The organism is Thalassococcus arenae (assembly GCF_019104745.1).
GTDB lineage: Bacteria > Pseudomonadota > Alphaproteobacteria > Rhodobacterales > Rhodobacteraceae > Thalassococcus_B > Thalassococcus_B arenae.
This window is the reverse complement of the sequence record NZ_JAHRWL010000001.1, coordinates 535855-553603: the sequence shown is the minus strand read 5'-3', so window position 1 is coordinate 553603 and position 17749 is coordinate 535855. Positions and strand designations below refer to the sequence as shown.

General features: G+C 64.0%; 18 protein-coding genes. 2 read left to right on the top strand and 16 right to left on the bottom strand.

Annotated elements, in window-relative coordinates; genetic code table 11:
• Nucleotides 1-74: 74 nt before the first annotated feature.
• The 9 genes from KUH32_RS02715 to KUH32_RS02675 all read right to left on the bottom strand — a co-directional run bounded on the left by KUH32_RS02715 (nucleotide 75) and on the right by KUH32_RS02675 (nucleotide 8018).
• The gene (locus KUH32_RS02715; RefSeq protein WP_217776529.1) at nucleotides 75-1061 is read right to left on the bottom strand and encodes an ABC transporter substrate-binding protein; all 987 of its coding nucleotides are present in this window, start codon (nucleotides 1059-1061) and stop codon (nucleotides 75-77) included.
• A 76-nt stretch (nucleotides 1062-1137) separates the two neighbouring features.
• Nucleotides 1138-1983, bottom strand: a complete 846-nt coding sequence (locus KUH32_RS02710) for an ABC transporter permease (RefSeq protein WP_217776528.1) — start codon at nucleotides 1981-1983, stop codon at nucleotides 1138-1140.
• Nucleotides 1980-2927: an ABC transporter permease gene (locus tag KUH32_RS02705; RefSeq protein WP_217776527.1), complete on the bottom strand. Its 948-nt coding sequence runs from the start codon at nucleotides 2925-2927 to the stop codon at nucleotides 1980-1982. The genes KUH32_RS02710 and KUH32_RS02705 overlap by 4 nt, the downstream gene beginning before the upstream one ends.
• Nucleotides 2924-3340 (bottom strand): GNAT family N-acetyltransferase, encoded by a 417-nt coding sequence (locus KUH32_RS02700; RefSeq protein ID WP_217776526.1) that lies wholly within the window; start codon nucleotides 3338-3340, stop codon nucleotides 2924-2926. The genes KUH32_RS02705 and KUH32_RS02700 overlap by 4 nt, the downstream gene beginning before the upstream one ends.
• The gene (locus tag KUH32_RS02695) at nucleotides 3337-4110 is read right to left on the bottom strand and encodes an ABC transporter ATP-binding protein (RefSeq protein ID WP_217776525.1); all 774 of its coding nucleotides are present in this window, start codon (nucleotides 4108-4110) and stop codon (nucleotides 3337-3339) included. The genes KUH32_RS02700 and KUH32_RS02695 overlap by 4 nt, the downstream gene beginning before the upstream one ends.
• Nucleotides 4107-4787, bottom strand: coding sequence for a molybdopterin-dependent oxidoreductase (locus KUH32_RS02690; RefSeq protein WP_217776524.1), 681 nt, complete (start codon nucleotides 4785-4787; stop codon nucleotides 4107-4109). Before KUH32_RS02690 ends, KUH32_RS02695 begins: the two co-directional genes overlap by 4 nt.
• A gap of 2 nt (nucleotides 4788-4789) precedes the next feature.
• The gene (gene hydA / locus KUH32_RS02685; protein WP_217776523.1) at nucleotides 4790-6244 is read right to left on the bottom strand and encodes a dihydropyrimidinase; all 1455 of its coding nucleotides are present in this window, start codon (nucleotides 6242-6244) and stop codon (nucleotides 4790-4792) included.
• A gap of 5 nt (nucleotides 6245-6249) precedes the next feature.
• Entirely contained in the window at nucleotides 6250-6771 is a 522-nt protein-coding gene (locus tag KUH32_RS02680) for a HEPN family nuclease (RefSeq protein WP_217776522.1), read from the bottom strand.
• A complete protein-coding gene (locus tag KUH32_RS02675; RefSeq protein ID WP_217776521.1) occupies nucleotides 6768-8018 on the bottom strand; it encodes a Zn-dependent hydrolase in 1251 nt (416 codons plus the stop codon). The genes KUH32_RS02680 and KUH32_RS02675 overlap by 4 nt, the downstream gene beginning before the upstream one ends.
• A 159-nt stretch (nucleotides 8019-8177) precedes the next feature.
• On the opposite strand from KUH32_RS02675, the gene KUH32_RS02670 reads away from it, so the two are divergent.
• Entirely contained in the window at nucleotides 8178-8816 is a 639-nt protein-coding gene (locus tag KUH32_RS02670; protein WP_217776520.1) for a TetR family transcriptional regulator C-terminal domain-containing protein, read from the top strand.
• On the opposite strand, the gene KUH32_RS02665 is transcribed toward KUH32_RS02670, so the two are convergent.
• The 7 genes from KUH32_RS02665 to KUH32_RS02635 all read right to left on the bottom strand — a co-directional run bounded on the left by KUH32_RS02665 (nucleotide 8813) and on the right by KUH32_RS02635 (nucleotide 15708).
• Nucleotides 8813-9202, bottom strand: a complete 390-nt coding sequence (locus KUH32_RS02665; protein ID WP_217776519.1) for a hypothetical protein — start codon at nucleotides 9200-9202, stop codon at nucleotides 8813-8815. The two genes, KUH32_RS02670 and KUH32_RS02665, sit on opposite strands and share 4 nt — an antisense overlap.
• Before the next feature lie 30 nt (nucleotides 9203-9232).
• The gene (gene preA / locus KUH32_RS02660; protein ID WP_217776518.1) at nucleotides 9233-10537 is read right to left on the bottom strand and encodes an NAD-dependent dihydropyrimidine dehydrogenase subunit PreA; all 1305 of its coding nucleotides are present in this window, start codon (nucleotides 10535-10537) and stop codon (nucleotides 9233-9235) included.
• A 14-nt stretch (nucleotides 10538-10551) separates the two neighbouring features.
• A complete protein-coding gene (locus KUH32_RS02655; protein ID WP_217776517.1) occupies nucleotides 10552-11376 on the bottom strand; it encodes a class I SAM-dependent methyltransferase in 825 nt (274 codons plus the stop codon).
• 43 nt (nucleotides 11377-11419) lie between these two features.
• Nucleotides 11420-12745 carry an NAD(P)-dependent oxidoreductase gene (locus KUH32_RS02650; protein WP_217776516.1) on the bottom strand — a complete coding sequence of 442 codons (1326 nt, stop codon included), beginning with the start codon at nucleotides 12743-12745 and terminating at the stop codon, nucleotides 11420-11422.
• 146 nt (nucleotides 12746-12891) lie between these two features.
• Nucleotides 12892-13923, bottom strand: a complete 1032-nt coding sequence (locus tag KUH32_RS02645; protein WP_217776515.1) for a Gfo/Idh/MocA family protein — start codon at nucleotides 13921-13923, stop codon at nucleotides 12892-12894.
• A gap of 1 nt (nucleotide 13924) precedes the next feature.
• Nucleotides 13925-14788 carry a sugar phosphate isomerase/epimerase family protein gene (locus KUH32_RS02640; protein WP_217776514.1) on the bottom strand — a complete coding sequence of 288 codons (864 nt, stop codon included), beginning with the start codon at nucleotides 14786-14788 and terminating at the stop codon, nucleotides 13925-13927.
• Between the two features lie 11 nt (nucleotides 14789-14799).
• Complete coding sequence (locus KUH32_RS02635) at nucleotides 14800-15708, bottom strand: NAD(P)-dependent oxidoreductase (RefSeq protein ID WP_217776513.1); 909 nt, start codon at nucleotides 15706-15708, stop codon at nucleotides 14800-14802.
• Between the two features lie 207 nt (nucleotides 15709-15915).
• Between KUH32_RS02635 and KUH32_RS02630 the strand changes: the two genes are divergently transcribed.
• A complete protein-coding gene (locus KUH32_RS02630; RefSeq protein ID WP_217776512.1) occupies nucleotides 15916-17652 on the top strand; it encodes an ABC transporter substrate-binding protein in 1737 nt (578 codons plus the stop codon).
• The last annotated feature ends 97 nt before the right edge of the window (nucleotides 17653-17749 follow it).

The window sequence follows — 17749 nt, the reverse complement described above, 5'->3', positions numbered from 1 at the left end:
CCGCGGAACCAGACGCGGGCGCCACGCGAAACGGGGCCCGCATCCGGGCCCCGTTCCAAGGCTGGTCGACCGGCTCAGTTCAGCGCCGCATCTGTGATCGCGTGGGTCCAGGCGCCTTCCGGTGCGGCGGTGATGACCGGGTCCGACCCGCCCGCCAGCAACGTCGCCACCGTGCGTTCGTAATCCGCCGGATCAAGCGCCCCGTTCGAGCCTGCGGTCAGCTTGGCGATCTCGCCCATCATGCGGATCTGGTGACCCTCGGTCTGCGCGCCGGTCTCGTCATAGTCGAGCACGATCATCGCCGCGTCCTCGGGGTTTTCCTCGGCCCATTTCCAGCCCTTCATCGACGCCCGGACGAAGCGCGCCATCTTGTCGGTGAATTCCGGATCGCTCAGCTTGTCCTCGAGCACGTAGAGACCATCTTCGAGCGTCGCGACGCCCTGATCCTCGTATTTGAAGGTCACCAGTTCATCGGGGCTGACACCGGCGTCGATCACCTGCCAGTATTCATTGTAGGTCATCGTGCTGATGCAATCGGCCTGGCGTTGCAGCAGCGGGTCGACGTTGAAGCCCTGCTTGAGCACCTCGACCCCGTTTTCCGACTTGCCGTCGGTGGAAATGCCGAGGCTGCTCATCCACGACATGAACGGAAATTCGTTGCCGAAGAACCAGACGCCCAGCGTGCGGTTCTTGAGGTCTTCGGGCGATGCGATACCGGCGTCCTTCCAGCAGGTCAGCATCATGCCCGACGACTTGAACGGCTGGGCGATGTTCACCAGCGGCAGGCCCTTTTCGCGCGCCGCCAGCGCCGCGGGCATCCATTCGACGGTCACATCCGCGCCGCCGCCTGCGATCACCTGCGTCGGCGCGATGTCCGGCCCGCCCGGCAGGATCGTGACGTTCAGATCCTCTTCCTCGTAGAACCCGTTTTCGAGCGCCACATAGTAGCCTGCGAATTGCGCTTGTGTGACCCACTTGAGCTGCAGCGTCACGTCGTCGGCGGCCAGCGCCGGGGTCGCCAGCGCGAATGCGGCGGCGGTGGAAAGCAATGTCTTCTTCATCTTCAGACCTCCTAGTCTGTTGTGGTCGTCTTTTTGTTTTTTCGCCCGGTCGCTATCCGGGTTCTTGTTGTCAGTCTCAGACCCGCTGGCTGGGATGCCAGAAGGTCACCGCCTTTTCTATCAGCGCCACGGCGCCATAGAACAGGCTGCCCGCCAGCGCGGCAACGACAATCTCGGCCCAGACCATGTCCAGCGCAAGCTGTCCCACGCTGGTCGAGATGCGAAAGCCCATGCCGCGGGTGGGAGAGCCGAAAAATTCCGCAACGATGGCCCCGATCAGCGCCAGCGTGGTGGCGATCTTAAGACCGTTGAAGATGAACGGCATCGCTGCAGGCAGGCGCAGTTTCACCAGAGTCTGCCAGTAGGTCGCGCCATAGGTGTGCATCAGGTCGCGCTGCATCGCGCCGGTGTCGCGCAGGCCGGATACCGTGTTCACCAGAACCGGAAAGAACACCATCACCACCACCACCGCTGCCTTGGATTGCCAGTCGAAGCCGAACCACATCACCAGGATCGGTGCAGTGCCGACGATCGGCAGGGCGGCCATGAAATTGCCCACCGGCAGCAGACCTTGGCGCAGGAACTCGAACCTGTCGGCCAGGATCGCGGTCACGAAGGCCGCGCCGCAACCGATCGCGTAGCCCGACAGCGCACCCTTGACGAAGGTCTGCACGAAGTCTTCCCAAAGGATCGGGATCGACCCCGCCAGCGTGGTGAAGATCGTGCTGGGTGGCGGCAGGATCACCGCGGGCACCTGCAGCCCGCGCACCACCAGTTCCCAGACCGCCAGAACCGTCAGCCCGAACAGCACCGGGACCGTCATGCGCACCGCGCGCGTGTCGCCGCTCGGTCCGTTCGACAGGCGCGAATTGATCCACCAGGCCACGGCCCACACGACCAGCGCGGCAACCACCAGCATCATGGCCGCGCCCCCATGGCCCGCGCCGTGCGCCGTTCGATCCAGCCGACGAACCAGACCAGCGTGGCCGCCAGTGCCGCGGCGACGAACAGCGCCGCCCAGATCTGTTCGGTCTGGCCGTAATAGCTGCCGCCCAGCATCCGCGCACCAAGGCCGCCGCGCTGCACCGGCAATTCGCCAACGATGGCGCCCACCAAAGACGCGGCAATACCGATCTTGAGCGAGGCGAAGAGGTAGGGCACCGAAGCGGGCAGGCGCAATTTCCAGAACGTCTCGGCGCCGCTGGCGTTGTAGGTGCGCAGAAGGTCGAGTTGCATCGCGTCCGGGCTGCGCAGCCCCTTGACCATGCCCACAACGACGGGGAAGAACGACAGATAGGCCGAGATCACCGCCTTGGGCATCAGCCCTTCCAGCCCGATGGAATACAGCACCACGATGATCATCGGCGCGAGCGCGAGGATCGGAACGGTCTGGCTGACGATGGCCCAGGGCATGACCGACCGGTCCATCGTGCGGCTGTGCACGATGCCCACTGCCAGCAGCACACCCAGCCCCGCACCGATCAGGAATCCCACAAAGGTCGCACCCAGCGTGACCATCCCGTGATAGACCAGCGACCGGTTCGACAGGCTGCCCGACTTCACGATGCCGCGCCGCCCGGTGGTTTCCTCGACCCAGGTCGATTGCCACAGCTCGGCTGCCACCTGATGGGGCGCGGGCAGGCGGGCGCGGTCCTGGCTCCAGCTGCCGCCCAGATGGTCGAGATTGCGGAACACCAGGCCGAAATGGCTCAGGTCGCGCCGGGTCTGCGCGCCCTCGGGGTTGATGACCGCGCCGTCGCGTTCGGCCTGGGTCAGCACTTCCTTGACGTTCATCGGTATGCAGGCTGCATACCAAAGCGCAAGAATGGTGACGATGACGGAAAGGACCGGAACGAACCGGGTCATCGCTGCCACTCCATCCGCAGCACCGCAGGTTCGCCATCAGAGGCCGGCAGGCGCGAAGTCAGGCTGAACCCTTCGCGGCGGTAGAAGGCAAAGGCGCGCGTGTTCGGCGCAAAAACCGTCAGCCACAGGAAATCGCGATCCTGCTTGGCGCGGTCGACCAGCGCCTTGCCTAACCCCTGACCGCGCCGCGCCAGGTACAACCCGCCGATCTTGTTTTTTTCGGGGTCGACCGACAAGTAGCCGTCGACCGGATCGCCGGAAACCCAGATCTCGCGCGCGTCGAACGCGTCGTCGATGATCGCCGCGATCTTGTCGGCACCGGGGCCGTCGGGCAGGTAATCCGTCTCGGCTTCCCAATCGGCGATGATGCGCGCGCAGGCGGGGATGTCGTCGCGGGTGGCGCGGCGGATCATTCCTGGTACCCCCCGCGCAGCCCTTCGCGGACGCGGTGGGCGATATCGATAAAGACCTTTTCGTCGCGGATATCCAGCGGACGCTCGGCGGGCAGTGGACTGTCGATCACATCGGTGATGCGGCCCGGTCTCGGTGACATGACCACGATCCGCGTGGACAGATAGACCGCCTCGGGGATCGAATGGGTGACAAAGGCGATGGTCTTTCCGGTGCGCCGCCACAGCGCCAGCAATTCCTCGTTCAGGCGGTCGCGAACGATCTCGTCCAGCGCGCCAAAGGGTTCGTCCATCAGCAGGATGTCGGCGTCAAAGGCCAGCGCCCTGGCGATGGACGCCCGCTGTTGCATGCCGCCGGACAATTGCCAGGGGTATTTCTTTTCGAACCCCGCCAGTTCCACCAGTTCCAGCGTCTCGGCCACCCGCCGGGTCTGTTCCGCCTTGGAAAACCCCATGATCTCGAGCGGCAGCCGGATATTGCCGCCGATGGTGCGCCACGGGTAAAGCCCCGCCGCCTGGAAGACATAGCCATAGGCCCGCGCGCGCCGTGCCTCGTCCGGTGTCATGCCATTTACCGAAAGCGTGCCGCCGGTGGGATGTTCGAGCCCGGCGATACAGCGCAGAAAGGTGGTCTTGCCGCAGCCAGAAGGGCCGATGAAACTGACGAAGTCACCCTTGTGGATGTCCAGATCGACACCTTTCAGTGCATGCACCGGGCCGTCATTGGTCTGGAAGGTCAGGTCGAGCGATTTTGCAGAGATGACGGTCTTCACGTGGGCCTTCCGATATCGGCGTTCCGCTCGCCGCGTGCAAACCTGCTGGCGACCGGGCGGATCAGGGGCCGGTAGATCCAGCGCGCTATGACCGGCGGCAAAAGCTCGCTGCGTTCCTCGTGGGCGACCCGCGCCCGCGGATGCCGCAAAAGCCGGGTGCGCAGGGACCTCCTGTGGGGCGCCTTGGCTCGCAGATGGATCGAGCGGATGTGTTTCGCGTTCTGATAGCCATAGAGACCCGGTGCGACAAGCCGCAGCGCGCCGCCATGCGTCAGGCCGATCGCGTCGCAGTTCAGGCGGTCGGCCAGCATGACGTCGGCTTGCATCAGGTCCTCGAGGGCGATCACCGTTCTGTATCCGTCTGCGCAACGGAACTCGACGACCCGCGCGCGCTCCGGTCCGGCGCCGTGTCCATCCCGCAAGGCATCGACAACCTCGGCGAACCTGTAGCCCTCCCAGTGCAGGGCCGAAACGCTCCAGCCCGTGACGCAGTGAAAGTCCGACACCTGTTCTACCCGGTCCAGCGCGTCGAGGATCGTGGCCAGCGCCGTCTCGTGCCCGGCCGATATCCCGATACGGATGTCGTCGCGCAAGGACACCACGGTCCGGCTCGCGTATTCGGGCAAGCCGAACCGCGGAAAGCGCGACATCTCGAACTGGCCGGGCGGCAGCGGCACCGTCACACCCCAGTGGCGGGAATGCCCGTCCGTTCCACCGGCCGCGGAGCGGTCAGATCCTTCCAGGACGACAGCGCGCGGTTGACCGGCGTGTTGCCTTCGCGGGCGACGAACTTGCCATGGCCTTCCTGCGTGCGGATCTCGCCGTCATGCACCGCGACATGGCCGCGGGTCAGGGTGAAGCGGGGCAGGCCCTTGACGTGTTTGCCCTCGAAGACGTTGTAATCGATGGCGGATTGCTGGGTCGCCGCGGTGATGGTCTTTTCCTTCTCAGGATCCCAGACCACGATATCGGCGTCCGCGCCCACCAGGATCGCGCCCTTCTTCGGGTAGCAGTTCAGGATCTTGGCGATGTTGGTCGAGGTCACGGCGACGAATTCGTTCGGCGTCAGCCGCCCGGTCGCCACGCCATGGGTCCACAGCATCGGCATCCGGTCCTCGAGGCCCCCGGTGCCATTGGGGATCTTGGTGAAATCGCCGACGCCAAAGCGTTTCTGCTCGGTGGTGAAGGCGCAATGATCCGTGGCCACGACCGACAGCGACCCCGATTGCAAGCCCGCCCACAGGCTGTCCTGATGCATCTTGTTGCGGAAGGGCGGAGACATGACACGGCGCGCGGCGTGATCCCAATCGGCGTTGAAATACTCGCTCTCATCCAGCGTCAGGTGTTGGATCAGCGGCTCGCCCCAGACGCGCTTGCCCTGCTGGCGGGCGCGGCGGATGGCTTCGTGCGCCTCTTCGCAAGAGGTGTGCACGACATAGAGCGGCACGCCCGCCATGTCGGCGATCATGATGGCGCGGTTGGTGGCCTCGCCCTCGACCTGGGAGGGGCGCGAATAGGCATGCGCCTCGGGGCCGGTATTGCCCTGCGCCATCAGCTTGGCCTGCAATTCGGCCACCACGTCGCCGTTTTCGGCATGAACCAGGGCGATGCCGCCCAGTTCGGCCAGGCGGTTGAAGCTGGCGAACAGCTCGTCATCGTTCACCATCAGCGCGCCCTTGTAGGCAAGGAAGTGCTTGAAGGTGTTGATGCCGCGCTGTTCGATCACGGTCTTCATGTCATCGAACACCTGTTCGCCCCACCAGGTCACCGCCATGTGGAAGGAATAGTCGCAATTGGCGCGGGTCGACTTGTTGTCCCACCGCTTGATGGCGTCCAGCAGGCTTTCGCCTTGATTGGGCAGGCAGAAATCCACCACCATCGTGGTGCCACCCGCCAGTCCCGCGCGGGTGCCGGATTCGAAATCGTCGGAGGAATAGGTGCCCATGAAGGGCATTTCCAGGTGCACATGCGGGTCGATGCCGCCGGGCATGACGTAGCAGCCGGTGGCGTCCAGCTCCTCGCCGCCCGACAGGTTCGGCCCGATCTCGGTGATCGTGCCGTTCTCGATCCGGACATCGGCCTTGTAGGTCAGGTCATGCGTGACGATGGTGCCGTTCTTGATGATCTTTGTCATTGTGCTCACTCCCCTGTTCTTTGTTCCCAAATTTCACGAAGTTCTGGGTGCCTCATGGTATTGTAGATGTTGTGGAGTGTGGTCAAAACATAGTCGACATCCTGGTAAGAAATCAGCTTGTCAAAATGCTTTTGACCTCTGGCTCGATCTTCAAAGCGAATGCCCGTTTCTTCAAACCTCAAGCGAGCATGAGATATTGAATTCCGAACTAATCTCAGAAACTCAGCTGGCTTCTCGCCTGATATGGCGCGAAATTTTTCGTCCTTGCTTACAATCTCTAAGGTCTCCGCGAAAGCTTCAGACCCTTTAGACAACTCCCTTGGGAAGACTAGTAAGCAATACAGCAAGGAGAGATAGCGCACTTGGCGGTAGGGCGGAGTGGGGATCGAACCGACATCTATACCCTTAAGTTCGCACAACTCGTCAGCGCAGCGACGTAAGTAACCGTTCTCAAACGCCTTAAATATCACTTCGTGCTCTAAGACAGCAGCGGTGGGAATATCAAGGTTTTCAAACGGGATACTCACCCCACAATCCCCGCCGTCTCGACCGCCGCGTGGAACAGAACATCCGTGCCCGCCGTGGCCCAGTCCTTGGAAATCTCCTCGGCCTCGTTGTGTGACAGCCCGTCGACGCAGGGGCACATGACCATGGCGGTGGGGTAGACATCGTTGATCCAGCAGGCGTCGTGCCCGGCGCCGCTGACGATGTCCATGTGGGAATAACCCAGCCGTTCGGCGGCGTCGCGCACCGCTTTCACGCAGCCCTCGTCGAAGGCGGGCGGGTCGAACTGGCCGACGATCTCGCAGGAAAACTCGGTGCCGATGTCTTCGCACAGCTTCGGCGCGCGCTCCATGAATTCGGCGACCATGGCGTTCAGCTTGTCGAGCAGGTGTGTGCGCATGTCGACGGTAAAGACGACCTTGCCAGGGATGATGTTGCGCGAGTTCGGGTAGACGTCGACATGGCCGATGGCACCGACGGCGTTGGGCTGGTTCTTCATCGCGATCTCGTGCACCAGCTCGGTCACCAGCGCCAGGCCACGCCCGGCATTCTTGCGCATGTGCATGGGCGTCGAACCGGTATGGCTTTCCTTGCCGGTCACCGTGCATTCGATCCAGCGCAGGCCCTGTCCGTGGGTGACCACGCCGATATCCTTGCCCTCGGCCTCGAGGATCGGGCCCTGTTCGATATGCAGCTCGAAGAAGGCGTGCATCTTGCGATCCCCGACCGGCTCTTTACCCTTCCAGCCGATGCGTTCCAACTCGTCGCCGAACCGCTTGCCCTTGGCATCCACCCGGTCATAGGCCCATTGCAGATCGTGCTTTCCGGCAAAAACGCCGCTGGCCAGCATGGCCGGGGCAAAGCGCGTGCCTTCCTCGTTGGTCCAGTTGGTGACGACGATGGGATGCCTGGTCTTGATCCCCAGATCATTGAGCGACCGGATGATTTCCAGCCCGCCCAACACACCCAGCACGCCGTCATACTTGCCGCCCGTGGGCTGGGTATCCAGATGCGAGCCCACATAGACCGGCAGCGCGTCGGGGTCGGTTCCTTCGCGCCGCGCGAACATGTTGCCGATCTCGTCCACGCCCATGGTCAGCCCGGCCTCTTCGCACCAGCGCCGGAAAAGGTGGCGGCCTTCGCTGTCTTCGTCGGTCAGGGTCTGGCGATTGTTTCCGCCCGCGATGCCCGGCCCGATCTTGGCCATTTCCATCAGGCTGTCCCACAACCGGTCACCGTTGATGCGCAGGTTTTCCCCCGGAGCGGCCATGTCTACCCCCTGTTCCGCGGCGCAAAACATGCCGCGATCTTGTTTCTTTTTGACCAACTGGTAAATTTAGCCTTGCCGACCACCGGCAGGCTGTCAAGGAATTGTCGTGGGCGGTCCCGCGGATCGAAAGGGATTGCCCATTCAGGCGACGGAGCGGCGATGGACCAGCAGGCGAACCAGAATGGCGCGGATGCCGAACCCAGGCTCAGTCGCATCCAGCTGCGCAACCGCGCCCGGATCGAAGAGGCGGCGCTGGAGGTCTTTTCGCAGCACGGGTTCCGTGGCGCGACGCTTGACCAGATCGCCGCCGAGGCCGGTTTGTCCAAGCCGAACATCCTGTATTATTTCGCGGGCAAGGAAGAAATTCACGTCACACTTCTGGAACGGCTCCTCGAAACCTGGCTGGACCCGTTGGTGACGCTGGATGCTGCAGGCGAGCCGGTGGCGGAGATCCTTGCCTATACCCGCCGCAAGCTGGATATGGCGCGCGATTACCCCCGCGAAAGCCGCCTGTTCGCCAACGAGATCCTGCAAGGCGCACCGAACATCCTGCCGGCGTTGAAGGGCGCGTTGAAATCGCTGGTCGACGAAAAGGCCGCCGTCATCCGCGCCTGGTCCGACGCGGGCAAGATCGCGCGGGTCGACCCGCATCACCTGATCTTTTCGATCTGGGCGATGACCCAGCACTACGCCGATTTCGACGTCCAGGTTCGGGCCGTTCTGGGAGAGGGCCGGGATCCATGGACCGAGGCGGAAACACATCTGATGACGCATTTCCGACGGGTCTTGACGGCCTAGTCCTCCAGCCCCTTTCCTTCGGCCCTCTGGCCCGGGGCGCGCCGCGGTCGCTTGCGCGCCCAGTCGAAATACCGGTTTGTCAGGTCGTGTTCGCAGATCTTGAAGACCAGCCAGCAGGACAGGGCCAGCCCGCCCCAAACGCTCAGTTCACCGACCTGCCACAATGCTCCGTGGCGGATCGCCTCGCGGCCGAAGGTTTGCAGGAATTCGACGCTGCGCATCGCCTGCGAAAACAGGTTGACCGTGACGAAGGCAAAGGATGCCGCCATGCCGCCCGCAAGCACGAAGACCAGGAATGCCGGCCAGCGGGTGATGTCGAACAGCTTCATCGCGGCAGCCTCGGGATCGTCAGCGGCATGGCGGAACCCGATCCGGGATCCAGGCACTGCCGCATCGCATCGCCGCGGTCGGCACGTTCACTCCGCCGCCTTGGCCATCGGGTTGTTCGGGTGCGTGGTCCAGTTGGCGTATTCGTCGCTGACCACCTTGCCGGTTCGGGGATCGACGGCACCGGCGGGCAGGCGCTCCATGGTGATACAGTTTTCCACCGGGCAGACATCGATGCACAGGTTGCACGCGACGCATTCGGCGTCGTTGACCTCGAACACCCGGCCCGGTTTCATCCAGATCGCCTGGTGGCTGGTGTCTTCGCAGGCGATATAGCAACGCCCGCACTTGATGCAGGCGTCCTGGTCGATCCGCGCCTTGGTGACGAAGTTCAGGTTCAGGTACTGCCAGTCCGTCACGTTGGGCACCGCCTGTCCGACGAAATCGGTCAGCCGGGTGTGGCCCTTTTCATCCATCCATTGGGACAGGCCCGAAATCATCTCTTGCACGATCTTGAACCCGTAGGTCATCGCCGCGGTGCAGACCTGCACATTGCCCGCGCCAAGCGCCATGAATTCGGCCGCGTCGCGCCAGGTGGTGACGCCGCCGATGCCGCTGATCGGCATGCCGCGCGTTTCGGGATCGCGGGCGATTTCGGCCACCATGTTCAGCGCGATGGGTTTCACCGCCGGACCGCAATAGCCGCCGTGACTGCCCTTGCCGTCGATGGACGGCTCCGGCGACATGGTGTCGAGGTTCACCGAGGTGATCGAGCTGACGGTGTTGATCAGGCTCACCGCATCGGCACCGCCGTTTCTGGCCGCCCGCGCCGGATAGCGGATATCAGTGATGTTGGGGGTCAGTTTCACGATCACCGGCTTGTCGTAGAACTGCTTGCACCATCGGGTCACCATCTCGATGTATTCGGGCACCTGGCCCACGGCGGACCCCATCCCGCGTTCGCTCATCCCGTGCGGGCAACCGAAATTCAGCTCGATTCCGTCGCAGCCGGTTTCGGCCACCCGCGGGAGGATCGCTTTCCACGCCGCCTCTTCGCAGGGAACCATGATCGAGGCGATCAGCGCGCGGTCGGGCCAGTCGGCCTTGACCCGAGCCATCTCCTCGAGGTTCACCTCGAGCGGGCGGTCGGTGATCAGCTCGATGTTGTTGATTCCCAGAACACGACGGTCGGCACCGTAGACAACGCCGTAACGCGGGCCGTTCACGTTCACGATGGGCGGGCCTTCGGAGCCCAGCGTCTTCCACACGACGCCGCCCCAACCGGCCTCGAAGGCGCGGCGGACGTTGTATTCCTTGTCCGTGGGCGGGGCCGAAGCCAGCCAGAACGGGTTGGGGCTCGAGATGCCCAGGAAGTCGCTTTGCAGGCTGGCCATGGTCAAAGGTCCTTTCAGCGGGTCTTGTCGAAGATCATCTCGACCGGGCACAGTCGGCCGGTTTCGAGATTGGCGACGTAGTTCTTGAATTTTTCGGGTGCGGTGTTGCCCATCATCAGGTGAATCCCCATCGCAGCGGGTGGCTTCGACAGGGCCTTGGCAAAGAACGCCTTGGCGAAATCAGAGCGGTCGGTCTGCCGTACCAGCGTCAATCCCGCGGCCGTCGCCGCAGCAACGTATTGCGACGGAGACGCCAGGAACGATGTCGCGGGGCCGGTCGACCATGGCACCGGGAATTGCAGCGGGCCGGGCCGATCGCCCTGCATGACGTCGAAGACCGCGAAGCGCCCACCGGGTTTCAACGTGCGGGCGACTTCGGCCAGCAGGGCCGGCTTGTCCGCGATGTTCATGCCGACATGCATCATCACCGCCAGATCGAATCCGGCATCGGGTACCGGCATTTCCAACGCGCTGCCGATGTGAAAGTCCGTTTTCGGGTCCAGCCCGACCAGGCTGCTGAGACGCCGCGCGGTTTCGACGAATTCCGGTGTCAGATCGACACCCGTCACATGCGCTCCGAACCGGTCGGCGATGTAGCGCGACGTGCCGCCGATTCCCGCCCCCACGTCGAGAACACGCAGATCGGGCGTTATCGTCAATTGTTCCAGCAGGTTGTCGGTGGCGAGGACGCCGCCGGTATGGAATTCATCCCCCAGTTTGAGATCGCTTGCGGTCGCCTTGTCGGGATCGACCCCGTTGGCCCGCAGGGCCTCGATCACGCGATCGAACAACTGTCCGGTGGTGTAGTGCTCGGCAACGGCGGCTTCGGTCGCGGTCATGGCCCAGGCTCCGAAAATGCGATGTGAGAAAGGTCTCACCATATCACGAAGTCAGGGTCTTGTGGATGTCTTCGGCGGCGTCGCGGCCTTCGGCGACCGCAACGACGGTCAGGTCCTCGCCGGGCGTGCAATCGCCTCCGGCCCAGACCTTCGGGTCGCTGGTGCGGCCCGCGCCGGTGACGGCGATCTTTCGTCCCTCCAGCCTGAGGCCACCATCCACTGTCAGGGTCTGGCCGATGGCCTTGAAGACCTGGTCGGCCTTCAGCCGGATCGTTTCTCCGGTGCCCCGCAAGCCTGTGCCGCTGTCGGCGGTGTATTCCAGCTCGATCTCGGTCGCAGCCCCGTTGCCGTGCACCGCGACCGGCTGAAGGTTGCACAGGATACGCACGCCCTTGGCCGCCGCGAGGTCCTGTTCGTAGCGGCTGGCCGACATGCGGTCGCGACCGCGCCGGTAGACGATGGTGACGTTTTCCGCCCCCAGCAGTTTCGACTGCACGGCCGCATCCACCGCCGTCATGCCGCCGCCGATCACGACCACGTCGCGGCCGACGGGCAGGGTGGTCAGATCGGTGGCCTGACGAAGGTCGGCGATGAAGGCCACCGCGTCGGCTACGCCGTCGCGGTTCTCGCCCGAAGCGCCAAGCGCGTTCACGCCGCCGAGGCCAACGCCCAGGAACACCGCATCGAATTCGGCCTTCAACGCGTCCAGCGTGATCGCATCCCCAAGGGCCCGGTCGTACTCGACCGTGATCCCGCCGATCTGCAGCAGCCAGTCCACTTCGCGCGCCGCGAAATCGTCGGTGGACTTGTAGGCCGCGATGCCGAATTCGTTCAGCCCGCCCGGTTTGGCCCGCGCCTCGTAGATCACCACGTCATGGCCATGCATTGCCAGACGGTGCGCACAGGCCAGACCCGCCGGGCCGGCGCCGACCACCGCAACCCGCTTGCCCGTGGACGCGGCGCGGGTGAAGGGATGTTCGCCCTTGTCCATGAGCCGATCGGTGGCAAAGCGCTGAAGCCGCCCGATCTCGACCGGTTTGCCTTCGGCTGCCTCGCGCACGCAGGCTTCTTCGCACAGGGTTTCGGTCGGGCAGACGCGGGCGCACATGCCCCCTAGGATATTCTGCTCCAGAATCGTGCGCGCCGCCGCCTCGGGCGTGCCGGTCATGATCTGGCGAATGAACAGTGGAATGTCGATGTCGGTCGGGCAGGCGGTGATGCACGGCGCGTCGTGGCAGAAATAGCAGCGATCCGCGGCCACCAGCGCCTCGTGCGCATCCAGCGGCGCGTGCAGGTCGCTGAAATTCCGGGCGACCTCGTCGGCGCTCAGACGGCCTGCGGCGATACCGGGGGTCAGGGGGCTGGTCATGGCTGTTTCCTGTTCATTCCTGATCGGAAAGCATGATGCCACAGGTCGAAATTTTATCAATTGGTAAATTTTCATTCCGGCCTGTGCGGAACACTGACCGGGACGGATGCCCGGTATTTCGGCAGCAAGGCTGCACGCGCCGTCGCTCAGCCCGGGTTCAGCGGCTGAACCACACCGGTCTCGGCGGCGTGTTTGATCGCTTCGACAAGGGCCAGCGTCCGCAGGGCTTCGCGGCCGCTGACAAGCGGCACGGCGCGACCGGCGATCACGTCCACGAAATGTGCCATCTGCCGGTCAAGCGGATCCGCCGCAGCGTAGGGCAGGGTTTCCGAGACCATCGGTTCCCACCATCCCTTCATGGTCGTGTGCCGCCAGAGGGTCAGGTCGGGGATGCTCAGCGATGCGTCCGTTCCGCCGATCTTGTAGGCTTGGATCGGCACATGGGGATAGGCCGGGTTTTCACCGGCGGTGAATTCCCAGCTCCACGGCGCGACGATCGTGTCGGATGCCGTCACGGTACCAAGCGCGCCATTGACGAAACGCATCAGGATGGCGGTCGTATCCTCGACATCGAAGCCGCGTGTGGCGTTCGACTCGATCGCCATCACTTGGCTGACTTCGCCGCAAAGAAATCGCAACAGGTCGACATCGTGGATGAGATTGATGAAGACCGGACCGGCACCGGGCATGCGGCGCCAGCCCTGTTCGAAATAGACGTCGGGCTTGTACAGCCAGAACTGCGCGGTCACGGCCACGATATCGCCCAACCGGCCCGACGCGATCGCCGCCCGCGCGGCGTCGATCAGCGGATTGTGCCGGCGGTGATGACCTACCAGCAGCGGCACGCCGGCCTTTTCGGCGGCGTCCACCAACCGCGCGGCACCGGCCGTGTCGGCGGTGATCGGCTTTTCCACCAGCATCGGGATTCCCGACGCCGCGCAGGCCAGGCCATGCGCTTCGTGCAATCGGTTCGGCGTGGCGATGATCGCGCCGTCCGGACGGTGGCCGGACAGGTAGCTTTCGGGATCGGGAAACCATGGTGCGCCATGTTCGTTCGCCAAGGCCCGTGCCGCGGGCGCCGGGTCGACAATGGCGGCCAGGCGGGCCTGCGCGGTCACGCGTCGGATATGCGCCTGGCCGATCAGCCCGGCTCCGAACACGGCGATGGAAGGGCGCACGTTACTCAAAATGCGACTTGAAGCGGTCGATGCATTGCCGGAAGCCTTCTTCGAAGTCACCATTGCCGGGGTGGTAGACCGACTCGAAACTCACCACACCGTCATAGCCATCGGCGCGCAGCGCATCGGCGATGGCCTGGAATTGGTCGGCCAGTTGGCCGTCTCCCATCCGCCGGACATGCAGCGTGGCGCGCGGCGTATCGACCGTCACGTCCTTGATGTGGACATGGCCGAGATAGCCGTCCTTCACCGTCTCGTACCCGTCCGGCCAGGCGCGTTCGTGACACCAGCAATTGTTGGCCGGGTCCCACAGCACCCTGAGCACCTCCTTGGCGTCGAGATCGTCGATCAGCTTGCGCGCCGTCCAGTTCGAGTTGACCATCGTGCCGTTGCCGGTTTCCACCACAAGCGTCACGCCGGCATCGCGCGCCACGTCGCAGGCGGGGGCGATCAGTGGCAGCATCGCGTCCCATGCGCCGTGGGCGACGTTCCATTTTTCGGCGCCGTTGTGGCCCCACAGGATCTGTTCCTTTTTCGGCGTCATGATCCGCACCAGCGGACTGCCGACAACATGCGCCATGCCGATCACCCGCTTGAGCGCGTCCATGTGTCGGGTGTGCAGCGCGTCGCCCGGCACGTTGTCCCTGGTCATGCCCGCGAAGATGTGGCGCGAAAGGCACGAGACCGGCTTGCCCCGGTCGCGCAGCAGGGCGTCGATGGCCCGGATCTCTTCCGCCGAATGGTCGCCCACCTCGGTGTCGCCGACGAATTGCAGTTCGGCATGGGTCAGGCCGAATTCATCCATCACATCGACCGCGTGGGCGAGGTCGCGGCTTATGCCGTCGCAGATGACACCCAGTTTCATGGCGCGCTCCCTCAGCGGGTTTTCTTGGCCGAATTGCGGTGCAGCTCGGCGCCGACGATATCTTCGATCACCCGCGTGCAGACCCAGTTGTCGCCATCGGGATATCGCGTGCGGCCCGCGTGGAATACCTGCATCGCCGCGGCGGCGGTGTGCAACGGCACGCCCAGTTCCTCGCCCAGCCCCATCGAGATGGTCAGATCCTTGTGCATCGTGTTGATGTGGCTGCCGGTTCCCTCGAACTGTCGGTCGATGATCTTCTGCAAGGCGTTGTTGACGATCCCGCAACCGGCCGACGAGGTCGAGAAGACGTTCAGGATCACCTCGCCCGGAACACCGGCCTTGGCGGCCAGTGCAGCGGCTTCGAAGGTGGCTGAAAACTGCGCGCCGATCAGCGATTGCAGGCAGGCTTTGACGGTCTGGCCGTCACCGGGTTTCGTGCCGACGCGGTGGATGACCGACGACACGGCCTCCATCGCCGGGGCCGCCCTGGCGAATGCCGCATCCTCGCCCGCGGCAATCAGCGTCAGCGTGCCCGACTGCGCTCCGGGATAGCCGCCCGAAACCGGGCTGTCGATCAGATGCAGGCCGCTGCCGTCGAGCGCCGCACCGATCTCGCGCGCCTCGCGCGGCTTGATCGTCGCCGTCAGCAACACCACGCCACCCGGCTTCATGCTGCCTTGCAAACCGTCCGGGCCCAGGATCACCGACTTCGCCTGGTCGCCGTTCATCACCATGACAAAGACGACATCCGCATGGGCGCCGACTTCGGCCACGCAGTCCGCAGGGTGGCCACCAAGATCGCCGAAAGCGGCCATCCGCTTGGGCAGCAGATCGATTCCCCAGGTTTCGAGCCCCGCTTTGATGAGGTTGCGGGCAAGGCCCGAACCCATGTCGCCTATCCCGATAACGCCGGCCTTCATGCGATGCGCCCTCCCTCGTCTGCCCGCGAGGGAGCCAAAAAACCGTCGACAAATCAAGGAAAAGCGGCTGGGCACCGCGCGGCCGACTGCGTCGCCGGGACCGGGGGCGCGGCCATCTACTAAAAAATTAGTTGACGGAAAGTCACCAAGTTGCAAGGGTCATCACACCGGCGTGAAGCCGGTCAAACGATATATTGGGAGGACAAGATGCGGACGTATCTTCTCTCCGCAGTTGCGGCGGCTGCCGTGATTGCGGGAACAGGTTCGCTTTACGCCGATGAAGCGGCTGCAATGCGCTGGATCGACAGCGAATTTCAGCCTTCGACGCTGAGCAAAGACGAACAATTGGCCGAAATGAAGTGGTTCATCCAGGCCGCCGAACCCTTCAAGGGCATGGAAATCAACGTGCTGTCCGAGGGCATCCCCACGCACAGCTACGAAGCCGACGTGCTGACCAAGGCCTTCGAGGAAATCACCGGGATCAAGGTCAACCACCAGATCCTCGGCGAGGGCGAGGTCGTGCAGGCGGTGCAGACCCAGATGCAGACCCAGCGGAACCTCTATGACGGATATGTCAACGATTCCGACCTGATCGGCACCCATTCGCGGCTACAGCTGGCCTACAACCTGACCGACCAGATGGCCGGCGACTGGGCCGCGACCACGTCGCCGACGCTGGATCTACAGGATTTCATGGGCATCCAGTTCACCACCGGCCCGGATGGCGATCTCTACCAGTTGCCCGACCAGCAATTCGCCAACCTCTACTGGTTCCGCAAGGACTGGTTCGACCGGCAAGACCTGAAGGACGCGTTCAAGGCGAAATACGGCTATGACCTGGGCGTGCCGGTCAACTGGTCGGCCTACGAGGACATCGCCGAGTTCTTCTCGAACGACGTCAAGGAAATCGACGGTGTGCGCATCTACGGTCACATGGATTACGGCAAGCGCGCGCCCGACCTGGGCTGGCGGATGACCGATGCCTGGTTGTCGATGGCCGGCGCCGGTTCCAAAGGCGAACCGAACGGCGTGCCGATCGACGAATGGGGCATCCGCATGGAAGCCGGTTCGTGCAATCCGGCCGGCGCAAGCGTGACCCGCGGCGGTGCGGCGAACGGCCCGGCGGCGGTCTACGCGATCCGCAAATGGGATGAATGGCTGCGCAACTACGCGCCTCCGGGTGCGGCGTCGTTCGACTTCTACCAGTCGCTGCCGGCACTCAGCCAGGGCAACGTGGCCCAGCAGATCTTCTGGTACACGGCCTTCACCGCCGACATGGTCAAGCCGAAATCCGAAGGCAACAATACCGTGGACGACGACGGCAACCCGCTGTGGCGGATGGCACCCAGCCCGCACGGTCCCTATTGGGAAGAGGGCCAGAAGGTCGGCTATCAGGACGTGGGGTCGTGGACCTTCCTCAAGTCCACCCCGTCGGATCGGGCGCAGGCGGCCTGGCTCTATGCCCAGTTCGTCACCTCGAAAACCGTCGACGTGAAGAAGTCGCATGTGGGTCTGACCTTCATCCGCGACAGCACGGTGAACCATGAATCCTTCACCGAACGCGCGCCCAAGCTGGGCGGCCTGGTCGAGTTCTACCGCTCGCCCGACCGCGTGCGTTGGTCGCCGACGGGTATCAACGTGCCCGACTATCCCAAGCTGGCCCAGATCTGGTGGCAGCAGATCGGTGACGTGAACTCGGGCGCCTTCACCCCGCAAGAGGCGATGGACCGCCTGGCCGAGGAGATGGACATCACCATGGCCCGGATGCAGCGGGCCGACGAGGCGCAGAACGTCTATGGCGGCTGCGGCCCGCGTCTGAACGAGGAAAAGGACGCGGAATGGTGGTTCGCCAATGGCGGGGCCAAGCCGAAGCTCGACAACGAAAAGCCGCAGGGCGAGACCGTCGATTACGACGAGCTTGTCGCGCGCTGGTCGCAGAACTGAGCTGACGTCACTCCCTGGCGGGTCGTCATTCCGCCGACCGGGCTGGGACCTTCGGGTCCCAGCCTCCTCTCGCGGGCCTTCGCCCGCGCCGCAACCA